The following is a 12,320-nucleotide window of genomic DNA, read 5'->3' on the forward strand; positions in this document are numbered from 1 at the left end:
TCACAGCACCCATGGTGGATCCCGTCGTTCGAGGAAGGCCGTCATGCCCTCGCGGGCTTCGGCGGAGGCGAAGAGGCGGGAGGAGACCGAGGTCAGGTACCCGGCGTCCTCGTCGAAGGCCTCCAGCACCTTGGTGGTGAGCAGCTGTTTCGTCTCGGTCAGGGCCCAGGGGGCGGCCCGGCGCAGGCCGTCCAGGATGGGGGCCAGGACCTCGTCGACGTCCGCGTTGTCGCCGGCCGTGGTGAGGAGGCCGATGCGGGCGGCTTCGGTGGCGTCGAAGGTCTCGCCGGTGAGGTAGTAGCGGGCGAGGGCGCGGGGGTCGACGCGGTGCGTGAGGGGCAGGGAGATCACTGCCGGGGCGACTCCGATGCGGACCTCGGTGAAGGCGAAGGTGGCGGTGTGGGAGGCGGCGGCGATGTCGCAGGCGCCGAGCAGGCCGAGGCCGCCCGCCCGTACGTGGCCGGTGACGCGGGCCACGACGGGCTTGCGCAGCTTGATGATCTGCCGTAGCAGGGCGACGAGGGCCTTGGGTTTGGGTGGGTCGCGCAGGTCGGCGCCCGCGCTGAAGGTGTTGCCGGTGTGGGTGAGGACGACGGCGCGTACGTGGCCGTCCTTGCCGCACTGTTTCAGCGTGTCCGCCAGCTCGTGTACGAGCGTGGCCGACAGGGCGTTGCGGTTGTGCGGCGAGTCCAGGGTGAGGGTGGTGATGCCGCGTTCGTGTGTGGTGTGGACCAGGGCGGCCGTCACGTGCGCTCCCTGAGTTGGCGGCGCAGGATCTTGCCGGAGGCGGCCCTGGGTACGCCGTCGATGAAGGTGACCTGGCGGACGCGTTTGTAGGGGGCGACGCGTTCGGCGACGTACATCATGACCTCTCCTTCGGAGAGGTCGGTGGCGGTGGGCTGGCGGACGACGTGGGCGTGGGGGACTTCGTTGCCGTCGTCGTTGTAGACGCCGATGACGGCGGCGTCGGCGATGCCGGGGTGGGTGAGGAGCAGGGCTTCGAGTTCGGCGGGGGCGACCTGGAAGCCCTTGTACTTGATGAGTTCCTTGACGCGGTCGACGACGAACAGCCAGCCGCCCTCGTCCACATGGCCGACGTCTCCGGTGTGCAGCCAGCCGTCCGTGTCGATCATCGCGGCGGTGGCGTCGGGGCGGCCGAGGTAGCCCTTCATGACCTGGGGGCCGCGGATGAGGATCTCGCCGGACTCTCCGGCGCCGAGGTCCTTGTCGGGGTCGTCGAGGGAGACGATGCGCATCTCGGTGCCGGCGATGAGCTTGCCGACGGTTCCGGGGGGTGCGTCACGCATGGCGTCCACGGGGACGACGTGGGTGCCGGGGGACAGTTCCGTCATGCCGTAGGCCTGGCCGACGGGGGGCAGGCCGAGCCGCTGGGAGCAGGCGGCGGCGAGCCTCGCGTCGAGGGGTGCGGCGGCGCTGATGATGTACTTCAGGGACGACAGGTCGTACTGCGCGACCAGGGGGTGCTTGGCGAGGGCCAGGACGATCGGCGGGGCCACGTACAGGCCGGTGATGCGGTGGTTCTGGATGGCCGCGAGGAACGTTTCGAGGTCGAAGCGGGGCAGGACGACGACGGTGGCGCCCAGCCTGAGGGGTGCGTTCATGAGGGCCGTCAGTCCGTAGATGTGGAAGAACGGCAGGACGGCGAGGATGCGGTCGCCGGGGCCGGCCGACATGACGGGTTCGAGCTGGGCGAGGTTGGTGGCGATCTGCCGGTGGGTGAGCATCACGCCCTTGGGGATGCCGGTGGTGCCGGAGGAGTACGGCAGGGCGGCCACGTCTTCCACGGGGTCGATGGGGACGTGTGGTTCGGGCGCGGCGGAGGCCAGCATGTCGATGAGGGAGCGGTGTCCGGGGGCGCTGTCGCAGACGAAGATCTCCTTGACCCCGCCGGCGAGTTCGGCGGCCCTGCGTGCCGTTTCCAGCAGGGGCGAGACGGTGACGATCCAGCGGGCGGCGGAGTCGGTGAGCTGCTTGGCGAACTCCTCCGGGGTGGCCAGGGGGTGCACGGTCGTGACGGAGGCGCCCGCGCGCGTGGCGGCGTAGAACGCGGTCGGGAAGGCGATGGTGTTGGGGCTGTGCAGGGCGAGGACGTCGCCCTTGCGGATGCCCGCCTCGGCGAGGGCGGCGGCGATCCGCCGGTGGAAGCTGTCGAGTTGGTCGTACGTGAGGGTGGTGCCGTCGGTGCCGTCGATCAGGGCGGGCGCGTCACCGAACTCGGCGGCCCGGCCGAGCACCGCTTCGTGGATGGGGAGTTCGACGGTCTGGACGTCTGCGTACTCGCTGCGGAACATGGTTCCTCCTCGCGCGACACGATGCCGATCGGTAGCCGTGGTAGCCGTCAGTACGACTTCGGCAGGCCGAGAGTCTGGTGGGAGACGTAGTTGAGAATCATCTCCCGGCTCACCGGAGCAATACGAGCCACCCGCGCGGCCGTTATCAGCGAACCGAGCCCGAACTCGCGCGTGAGGCCGTTCCCGCCGAGGGTGTGCACGGCCTGGTCGACAGCCTTCACGCAGGCCTCGCCGGCGGCGTACTTGGCCATGTTGGCGGCCTCCCCGGCTCCGACGTCGTCGCCCAAGTCGTACAGGTGGGCCGCCTTCTGCATCATCAGGCGGGCGAGTTCGAGGTCGATGTGCGCCTGGGCGAGGGGGTGGGCGATGGCCTGGTGGGCGCCGATGGGGGTGTTCCAGACGGTGCGGTCGCGGGCGTATTCGACGGCTCGGGAGAGCGCGTAGCGGCCCATGCCGATCGCGAAGGCGGCCGTCATGATGCGTTCGGGGTTGAGGCCGGCGAAGAGTTGCAGGAGGCCTGCGTCTTCGTCTCCGACGAGTGCGTCGGCGGGGAGTCGTACGTCGTCGAGGGTCAGCTCGAACTGCTTTTCCGCGGCGTGGAGTTCCATGTCGATCTGGTGTCGCGTGAAACCTTCGGTGTCGCGCGGGACGATGAACAGGCAGGGCTTGAGGCGGCCGGTTCGGGCGTCTTCGGTGCGGCCGACGATCAGGGTCGCGTCCGCTATGTCGACGCCGGAGATGAAGACTTTGCGGCCGGTGAGCAGCCAGTCGGCTCCGTCGCGGCGGGCCGTGGTCGTGAGGCGGTGGCTGTTGGAGCCGGCGTCCGGTTCGGTGATGCCGAAGGCCATCGTGCGAGTGCCGTCCGCCAGGGCGGGGAGCCACTGCTGCTTCTGGGCGTCCGTGCCGAAGCGGGCGATCACTGTGCCGCAGATGGCGGGGGACACGATCATCATCAGTAGGGGGCAGCCTGCGGCGCCGAGTTCTTCGAGGACGATGGAGAGTTCTGCTGTACCGCCACCGCCGCCGTATTCCTCCGGGAGATTGACGCCGAGATAGCCGAGTTTGGCTGCTTCGGACCAGAGTGCCTCTCGGTCGAAGTTGCGGCCGTGACGCTTTCCGAGGGCGGATACTGCGGCTCGTAGGGCCTTGTGTTCTTCGGATTCGAGAGTGGGGGGCATGAGGGCTCCTTCCGGCTGCGGAATCGTTGTGGCTGGTCGCGCCCACGCGGCGGAGCCGCATATTCAATGCAGCCCCGCGCCCCTAAGAGGTCGGCTGTACCACCGCCAGCAGCAAGCCTGGCTCCACCTGTTGGCCAGGTACGGCGTGGAGGGCGCTCAGCGTTCCTGTGAGGGGCGCTGTGATCTTGTGTTCCATCTTCATCGCCTCCAGCCATAGGAGGGGTTCTCCGGCCTGCACAGCGGCTCCTACGGCCACTCCCTCGGCGATCCGTACGACCGTGCCGGGCATGGGTGCCACCAAGGAGCCCGGCGCCAGTTGTGCTGTCGGGTCGGGGAAGCGCGGCAGCGCGGTGAGAGTGGAGGTGTTGACGTGGACCTGGTCGCCGTAGCGCGCTACCTCGAACTTCCGCCGTACTCCGTCCACTTCGAGGACGACGAGACGCGCGTCGGCGTGCACGACTCGCACCCCGTCCGCCTCCAGGCCCGCCCGCGTGTGCCGGTAGCGGACCTCGTATTCCTCGCCCGCCATGGCGTAGCGCTTGACCTGCGGCTGGGAGGGGACGTTGCGCCAGCCGCCGAAGCGGGAGCGGCCGTGGGCGTCGGCGAGGGCGGCGGCCAGGGGGGCGTACGGGTCGGGGGCGGCTGCGGTGAGTTCGGGCAGGTGGCGGTCGTAGAAGCCGGTGTCCATGCGGGCGGTGGTGAACTCTTTGTGCCGCAGGGAGCGGGTGAGCAGGTCGCGGTTGGTGGTGGGGCCGTGGATCGCCGCTCGTTCCAGGGCGTCGGCGAGTTTGCGGATGGCCTCCGCGCGCGTGGGGCCGTGGGCGACCAGCTTGGCGAGCATGGGGTCGTAGTGGATGCCGATGGAGTCGCCGTCCTCGTAGCCGGTGTCCAGGCGGACGTCTTCCTGGACGGTCAGGCGGTGCAGGGTTCCGGTCTGCGGGGACCAGTCGCTCGCCGGGTCCTCGCCGTAGAGGCGGGCCTCTACGGCGTGGCCACGCGCGCGTGGGGGGTCGTTTTCGAGGGGGTGGCCTTCGGCGATGCGGATCTGGAGGGCCACCAGGTCGAGGTCGAAGACGGCTTCCGTGACGGGGTGTTCGACCTGGAGGCGGGTGTTCATCTCCAGGAAGTGGGCGCGTCCGTCGGCCACCAGGAACTCCACGGTGCCCGCGCCGACGTAGTCGACGGCGCGGGCGGCTCGTACGGCCAGCTCGTGGAGTGTGTGGGTGAGTTCGGGATGCAGACCCGGCGCCGGGGCCTCCTCGATGACCTTCTGGTGGCGTCGTTGGAGGGAGCAGTCGCGGGTGCCGAGTGCCCAGACCGTGCCGTGCGTGTCGGCGAGGATCTGTACCTCGACGTGGCGGCCGTCCTCGATGTAGGGCTCGACGAAGACCTCGCCGTTCCCGAAGGCGCTCGCCGCCTCGGCGCGCGCTCCCTCGAGGGCGCCGTCCAGCTCGTGGAGCCGGCGTACGATCCGCATTCCGCGCCCGCCACCGCCCGCCGCCGCCTTCACCAGCACCGGCAGGTCGGCCTCGGTGACCTGCCGCAGGGGTTCCAGGCCCATCAGCTGCTTGGCGCGCGTCTTGGACGCCATCGCCTCGATCGCCTCCGGGGGCGGGCCGATCCACACCAGGCCGGCGTCGAGGACGGCGCGGGCGAAGTCGGCGTTCTCGGAGAGGAAGCCGTAGCCGGGGTGCACGGCGTCGGCTCCGGCGGCGACGGCCGCCTTCACGATCAGGTCGCCGCGCAGGTACGTCTCGGCGGGCGCCGAGCCCGGCAGCCGTACCGTCGCGTCGGCCACGCGCGCGTGGAGGGCGTTTTCGTCGGCGTCCGAGTGCACGGCGACCGTCCGGATTCCCAACTCACGGCAGGTGCGGAAGACACGGCAGGCGATCTCGCCTCGATTGGCGACCAGCAGGGTGGACATCACGTGATCCCTCACATCCGGAAGACGCCGAAGCCGCCGCGCGCGCCCTCATAGGGCGCCGTATGGATCGCGGACAGGCACAGGCCGAGGACGGTGCGGGTGTCGCGCGGGTCGATGACGCCGTCGTCGTACAGCCGCCCGGACAGGAACATCGGCAGCGACTCGGACTCGATCTGCTGCTCCACCATGGCGCGCAGGGCGGCGTCCGCGTCCTCGTCGTACGGCCGGCCCTTCGCCGCCGCCGACTGCCGGGCGACGATCGAGAGGACGCCCGCGAGCTGCTGGGGGCCCATGACGGCCGACTTGGCGCTGGGCCAGGCGAAGAGGAAGCGGGGGTCGTAGGCACGCCCGCACATGCCGTAGTGGCCGGCGCCGTAGGACGCGCCCATGAGGACGGACAGGTGCGGGACCTTCGAGTTGCTCACCGCGTTGATCATCATGGCGCCGTGCTTGATGATGCCGCCCTGTTCGTACTCCTTGCCGACCATGTAGCCGGTGGTGTTGTGCAGGAAGAGCAGCGGGATGTCGCGCTGGTTGGCGAGCTGGATGAACTGGGCGGCCTTCTGGGACTCCTCGCTGAAGAGGACCCCTTGGGCGTTGGCCAGCAGGCCCAGGGGATAGCCGTGGAGGGTGGCCCACCCGGTCGTCAGGCTTGTCCCGTACAGCGGCTTGAACTCGTCGAAGTCGGAGGCGTCGACGATGCGGGCGATGACCTCGCGCGGGTCGAAGGGGGTGCGCAGATCCCCGGGGACGATGCCGAGGAGCTCGTCCTCGTCGTACTTGGGCGGGGCGGCCGGCCCCGGATCGTCGTACGCCTTGCGGTGGTTGAGGCGGGCCACCACGCGCCGGGCCTGCCGTAGCGCGTCCTGCTCGTCCACGGCGAAGTGGTCGGCGAGGCCCGACACGCGCGCGTGCATCTCGGCGCCGCCCAGGGACTCGTCGTCGCTCTCCTCGCCGGTGGCCATCTTCACCAGCGGGGGTCCGCCGAGGAACACCTTCGCGCGCTCCTTGACCATGATCACGTGGTCGGACATGCCGGGGATGTAGGCGCCTCCGGCCGTGGAGTTCCCGAAGACGACCGCGACCGTGGGAATGCCCGCCGCCGACAGTCTGGTCAGGTCGCGGAAGATGGCGCCCCCGGGGATGAAGATCTCCTTCTGGGACGGCAGGTCCGCGCCGCCGGACTCGACGAGGCTGATGCAGGGGAGGCGGTTGGCGAGCGCGATGTCGTTCGCGCGCAACGCCTTCTTCAGGCTCCACGGGTTGCTGGCGCCGCCGCGCACGGTCGGGTCGTTGGCGGTGATCAGGCACTCGACGCCCTCGACGACTCCGATGCCGGTGACGAGGGAGGCGCCGACGGTGTGGTCGCTGCCCCAGGCGGCGAGCGGTGACAGTTCCAGGAACGGCGTGTCGGGGTCGAGGAGCAGCTCGATGCGTTCGCGGGCGAGGAGTTTGCCGCGCCCCCGGTGCCGTTCTACGTACTTGTCGCCGCCACCCGCGAGGGCCTTGGCGTGCTCGGCCGACAACTGGTCCAGCTTGGCGAGCATGGTCTCGCGGTTCGCCCGGTAGTCGGGGCCGCCCGTGTCCAGGGTGGAGGTGATGACCGTCAAAGGAGGGCCTCCGGGATGTCCAGGTGGCGGGAGCGCAGCCATTCGCCCAGCGCCTTGGCCTGCGGGTCGAAGCGGTGCTGGGCGGCGACGCCTTCGCCGAGGATGCCCTCGACGACGAAGTTGAGGGCGCGGAGGTTGGGGAGGGTGTGCCGGGTGACCTTCAACTGGCCGCTCTCGGGGATCAGTTGCCGGAAGCGGTCGACGGTCAGCTCGTGGGCGAGCCACCGCCAGGCTTCTTCCGTGCGGGCCCAGACGCCGACGTTGGCGTTTCCGCCCTTGTCTCCGCTGCGGGCGCCGGCGACGAGGCCGAGGGGGGCGCGTTTCCAGGGCCCGTTCGGCAGCGGCTCCGGCAAGGGCGGCTCCCGTAGGGCGTCGAGTACGGCGGTCTCGTGGGCCGGCGCCACAGGGACCCTGCGCCCGTCATTGAGGACCGCCACATGGTCGACGGCACCATGGGGGACGTACACATCCTCGAAGACCCCATAGGGCGCGCCCTTTCCAGGTGGCGCGAGCACATGAAAGCCGGGGTAGCTGGCCAGCGCCAGCTCGACGGCGGCCCCGCTGAGCGCCCGTCCGACGACCTGCTGCTCCGGGTCCCGGATGACGAGCCGGAGCAGGGCGCTCGCGGTCTCCTCGGTCGGGGCGTCGGGCCGGTCCGTGCGGACCAGATCCCAACGCACTTCCGTGGGCGGCGACTTGGCCATCGCGTCTGCCATCTGCTGTCGCACCAGCCCGGCCTTGGCCTCGATGTCGAGGCCGGTGAGAACGAAGGTGACCTCGTTGCGGAAGCCGCCGAGCCGGTTGAGGCCGACCTTGAGGGTGGGGGGCGGGGGCTCGCCGCGTACGCCGTCGATGCGGACGCGATCGGGCCCTTCCTGGGTGAGCCGTACGGTGTCGAGGCGGGTGGTGACGTCGGGTCCCGCGTACCGGGCGCCGCCCGTCTCGTAGAGCAGCTGGGCCGTGACCGTGCCGACGTCGACGAGGCCGCCGGTGCCGGGGTGCTTGGTGATGACGGCGGTGCCGTCCTCGTCGATCTCGGCGAGCGGGAAGCCGGGGTGGTGCAGCCGTCGTACGTCATGGTCGGTGAAGAACGCGTAGTTGCCACCGGTGGCCTGCGTCCCGCACTCCAGGACGTGCCCGGCGACGACCGCGCCCGCGAGCCGGTCGTAGTCGTCCGGCCGCCAGCCGAAGTGGGCGGCGGCGGGCCCGGTGACGAGCGCCGCGTCCGTCACCCTCCCCGTGACGACGACGTCCGCGCCCTCCCGCAGACAGGCCGCGATGCCGAAGCCGCCGAGGTAGGCATGGGCGGCGAGGCTGCGGGGGTGGGCGGCGGTGAGGTCGTCGCCCTCGACGTGGGCGACGCGTACGGGGAGGCCGAGGCGGGCGGCCAACTCCCTTACGGCCATGGCGAGTCCGGCGGGATTGAGCCCACCGGCGTTCGCCACCACCTTCACGCCCCGCTCGTGTGCCAGCCCCAGGCACTCCTCCAGTTGCCGCAGGAAGGTACGGGCGTATCCGGCGCCGGGGTCCTTCAGCCGCTCCCGGCCCAGGATGAGCATGGTCAGCTCGGCGAGGTAGTCGCCGGTGAGGACGTCGAGGTCGCCGCCGGTGAGCATCTCGCGCATGGCGTCGAAGCGGTCGCCGTAGAAGCCGGAGGCGTTGCCGATGCGGAGAGCCCTCAACCCGCGTCCTCTTTCTGTGGGCGCCCGGCACCCGGGGGTCCCGCGAACGCCTGCGCGATGTCCAGCCAGCGGTCGGCGTCGGGGCCGTCGGCGCGTACGGCGAGGTCGGCGCGGTGGGCGCGCCGGGTGACCAGGAGGCAGAAGTCGAGGGCGGGGCCGGTGACGCGCTGGGGGGCGGCTTCGGGGCCGTATACCCACAGGTCGCCGCTCGGGGCGACGAGTTCGACGCGGAATTCCTCGGCGGGCGGGGTCAGTCCCCGTACCCCGAAGGCGTAGTTCCGTGCCCGCACACCGATCCGCGCCACATGCCGGAGCCGGTCGGTGGGTGGGCGCACCACACCCAGTGTGTCCGCCACGTCCTGGCCGTGGGCCCAGGTCTCCATGAGACGGGCGGTGGCCATGGATGCGGCCGACATGGGTGGGCCGTACCAGGGGAAGCGGGCGCCGGGTGGGGCGGCGCGCAGTGCCGTGTCGAGTGCGGTGCGTCCCTCGCGCCACCGGGGCAGCAGTTCGGCGGGCGGGAGCCGGGCGCCCTCCTCGGCGCCCTCGTCGACGAAGGAGTCGGGGGCGGCGAGGGCCTTCTCGGCCAGGGCGCGGAATCCGTCCTGGTCGGTGACCGCGAGCAGGGACGCGCGGTCGGTCCAGGCCAGGTGGGCGATCTGGTGGGCGATGGTCCAGCCGGGGGCGGGGGTCGGGAGCGTCCACTGCTCCGGCCCCAACTCGGCGACGAGCCGGTCGAGTTCGTCGCTTTCGGCACGCAGGTCGTCGAACACGGGCGTCGGGTCGGCCATGGGGCGAGCATGGCAGCGGGGTCAGAAACAAGCAAGCGTGCTTGCATTGATTTACGGCCGCAGATCCCCGCGCCCCCACCGGAAAAATGGCGCGCACCGCGACCGGCCCCCGCAGTACGGTCGCCCGATGGACGACACTGACGGCTACTTCGGAGAGCCCATCGCCGCCCGATACGACGAGTCGTCGGCGGGGATGTTCGCGTCCGATGTCGTGGAACCCGCGGTCGAGGCCCTGGCCGAGCTGGCCGGAGACGGACGGGCCCTGGAACTCGCCATCGGGACCGGACGTATCGCGTTGCCGCTGGCGCGGCGCGGTGTCGCCGTGCACGGCATCGACATGTCGCGGGCGATGGTGGCGCGGCTGCGGGCGAAGCCGGGCGGCGACGGGATCGGCGTGACGATCGGGGACTTCGCGACGACGAAGGTGGAGGGCACGTTCTCCGTCGCCTATCTGGTCTTCAACACGATCATGAATCTGACGACGCAGGCGGAACAGGTCGCCTGTTTCCGTAACGTCGCCGACCATCTGGAGCCCGGCGGGACCTTCGTCATCGAGGTCATGGTCCCCGACCTGCGCCGGCTGCCGCCCGGGCAGAACGTCGTACCGTTCCACGTGGACGGCAGGCGGCTGGGCTTCGACCTGTACGACGTGGCGACCCAGGCGATGAGCTCGCACCACGTCGAGGTCGAGGACGGCCGCGGCTCCTACTGGTCCATGCCGTTCCGGTACGTATGGCCCGCGGAGCTCGACCTGATGGCCCAGTTGGCCGGGCTACGGCTGCGCGAGCGGTGGGACGGCTGGAACCGGGAGCCCTTCACGAGCGAGAGTCGGCAGCATGTGTCGATGTGGGAGAAGCCCGCCGACTGACTGCGGACTGACCGCGGACCGACCGCCGACCGACCGCCGACTGATGGGACCCGGCGTCCCGCCGGACAGGCCCTAGCTGCGGGAGACGGTCACTCCGCGCTCTTTGAGTTCCGTCATCACCGGATCGGGCTCTCCGTAGTAGGCGTCCCACCACATGTGGTGCGGCAACACGACGTCTGTCAGGGACGGCAGGTCTAGCAGGGGGCGGCAGTCCTTGAGGGCGGGGCAGTCTCCGAGGTTGAGGCCGGTGAGTCCCGACAGACCGGTCAGGGCGCCGATGTCCTCCAGCTCGGGCGAGCGGATCCGGAGGGCGCGGAGGTCCTTGTGACCGGCCAGGCGGGACAGGTCCGTCCAGTGCACGCCGCTGAGAGTGAGTTCGTCGAGTGGCCCGGCCGGGATGTCCTCCACGAGCGGACAGTCGATGGTCTTCAGGATCCGCAGTTCGGAGCAGTCCTCCAGAGCACGCAGCGAAGCCAGGTTCGGCACGCGGGAGAAGACCAGTTCCTTCAGCGGCGCGCCCTCCAAGCCGTCGGCGTCCGCGAGCACGGGGCAGTCCACCACATGCAGTTCGCTCAGGGCGGGCAGGCTGCCGAGGTGGTGGAGGCCGGTCAGGGAGGGGCAGTCGTGGACCCACAGTTTGCGCAGGGCCGGCAGGTCGCCGATACGGCCGAAGGTGCGCAGGGTGCGGCAATGGGAGACGGACATCTCGGTCAGCTGCTCCTGGTGCCCGAGCCCTTCCAGATCGAGCAGCGCGTCGCAGTGGACGACACTGAAGTGCGTGAGGCCGGAGACGGCAGCGAACGGTGAGAGATCGCGGAGTCCGTCGAGCCCGCGCAGGCTGAGCCGACGCAGCGACGGAAGCCGGCCGAGCGCCGAGAAGTCCCGCAGGGAAGGGCAGTCGACGACGTGGACCCCCGCCAGGCGGCGCAGTGAGGCGATGCCGTGCAGGGAGGTGAGCCGCTCGCTGCCCTCGACGACCAGGGTCTTCAGGTTCGTCAGCACGGACACCGCGCTCAGGTCGCCCAGTTCGGGACAGCCCTTGATGACGAGCTCGTCCAGGCGGGGGTGGGATCCGAGGCCACGGAGGGTCTCCAGGCGGGGACAGTCCCGGAGTATCAGCTCGGCCAGGCCGGGCATCGCGGAGATGCCGACCAGGTCGCGGAGTCGGCCGCAGCTGCGCAGATCCAGGCGGGTGACGGCGGGGACGTCCCGCAGGCCGGCCAGGTCGCGGACGCCGGTCCAGCCGAGGTCGAGGCTGGTCAGCCGGGTCAGCCCGGACAGTTGCGGCGCGTCCTTGAAGGACCGGCAGCCCCGCAGCGTCAAGGTCCGCAGATCGGGAAAGGCGGAGCCGAAACCGGCGGTGGAACGCACCTTGGTCATGCTCAGGTCCAACTCACGCAGCCGCCCCAGCGTCAGCAGCGGCGCGGTGTCCGAGACGGCCCGGCAGCGGTGCAGGTTGAGCCGGGTCAGTGCGGTGAGGCGACCGATCGGCGTCAGGTCCTCGATGCCCGCGCAGCCGTTCAGATCGAGATCCGTCAGTCCGGTGAGCGCGCCGATCTCGGTGACGTCCGTGATCTCCTTGCAGCGGTCGAGGTGGAGACCGCGGAGCATGGTGAGGTGGCGCAGGCCCCGGAGCGAGGTCGTACGACGCAGCCGCAGCGAGGTCCGGCCCTCGCGCCGGAAGACGGGGGCGAGGAGGACCGCGCAGAATCCGTCCGGGTCGGCCGCCCGCGGCCACAGCCGTAACAGCATCTCCGAGGAGAACTCGGCCGTCCGCTCGAACCGGGCGGCCAGGGCGAGCGCTTCTCCGCCGTCCGCGAGCGTGACGAGTTCCCGGATGACCTTGCGTGCCTTGACCGGCGAGGCCGTCTCCAACTGCGCCCGCAGCTCGTCGAGTCGGGATGCCGTGCCGCCGTCGTTGCCAACGTTGTCCGGAGTCATGGGACGGCACTGTA

The 12,320-nt window shown here is 70.7% G+C and carries 9 protein-coding genes; 1 reads left to right on the top strand and 8 read right to left on the bottom strand.

Annotation, left to right across the window (positions count from 1 at the left end):
* From CLM62_RS24375 to CLM62_RS24405, 7 genes are all read right to left on the bottom strand, one after another.
* Window positions 1-747, bottom strand: coding sequence for an enoyl-CoA hydratase family protein (locus CLM62_RS24375; RefSeq protein WP_095752027.1), 747 nt, complete (start codon window positions 745-747; stop codon window positions 1-3).
* On the bottom strand, window positions 744-2,312 hold the full coding sequence (locus CLM62_RS24380) for a 4-coumarate--CoA ligase family protein (protein WP_095752028.1): 1,569 nt from the start codon (window positions 2,310-2,312) through the stop codon (window positions 744-746). The genes CLM62_RS24375 and CLM62_RS24380 overlap by 4 nt, the downstream gene beginning before the upstream one ends.
* Before the next feature lie 47 nt (window positions 2,313-2,359).
* Window positions 2,360-3,490: an acyl-CoA dehydrogenase family protein gene (locus CLM62_RS24385; RefSeq protein ID WP_095752029.1), complete on the bottom strand. Its 1,131-nt coding sequence runs from the start codon at window positions 3,488-3,490 to the stop codon at window positions 2,360-2,362.
* An 82-nt stretch (window positions 3,491-3,572) separates the two neighbouring features.
* Window positions 3,573-5,414, bottom strand: coding sequence for a biotin carboxylase N-terminal domain-containing protein (locus tag CLM62_RS24390; protein WP_218835623.1), 1,842 nt, complete (start codon window positions 5,412-5,414; stop codon window positions 3,573-3,575).
* Between the two features lie 11 nt (window positions 5,415-5,425).
* Window positions 5,426-7,066, bottom strand: a complete 1,641-nt coding sequence (locus CLM62_RS24395) for an acyl-CoA carboxylase subunit beta (RefSeq protein WP_373559183.1) — start codon at window positions 7,064-7,066, stop codon at window positions 5,426-5,428.
* Complete coding sequence (locus CLM62_RS24400) at window positions 7,021-8,706, bottom strand: acyclic terpene utilization AtuA family protein (RefSeq protein ID WP_095752032.1); 1,686 nt, start codon at window positions 8,704-8,706, stop codon at window positions 7,021-7,023. The genes CLM62_RS24395 and CLM62_RS24400 overlap by 46 nt, the downstream gene beginning before the upstream one ends.
* Entirely contained in the window at window positions 8,703-9,497 is a 795-nt protein-coding gene (locus CLM62_RS24405; RefSeq protein ID WP_095752033.1) for a TIGR03084 family metal-binding protein, read from the bottom strand. The genes CLM62_RS24400 and CLM62_RS24405 overlap by 4 nt, the downstream gene beginning before the upstream one ends.
* A 127-nt stretch (window positions 9,498-9,624) precedes the next feature.
* Between CLM62_RS24405 and CLM62_RS24410 the strand changes: the two genes are divergently transcribed.
* Entirely contained in the window at window positions 9,625-10,365 is a 741-nt protein-coding gene (locus CLM62_RS24410; protein ID WP_095752034.1) for a class I SAM-dependent methyltransferase, read from the top strand.
* A gap of 72 nt (window positions 10,366-10,437) precedes the next feature.
* Here CLM62_RS24410 and CLM62_RS24415 read toward each other — a convergent pair whose 3' ends face one another.
* Window positions 10,438-12,306, bottom strand: coding sequence for a leucine-rich repeat domain-containing protein (locus CLM62_RS24415; RefSeq protein WP_095752035.1), 1,869 nt, complete (start codon window positions 12,304-12,306; stop codon window positions 10,438-10,440).
* Window positions 12,307-12,320: the final 14 nt, after the last annotated feature.

The sequence above is a fragment of the Streptomyces sp. SA15 genome, assembly GCF_002291145.1.
Taxonomy (GTDB): Bacteria; Actinomycetota; Actinomycetes; order Streptomycetales; family Streptomycetaceae; genus Streptomyces.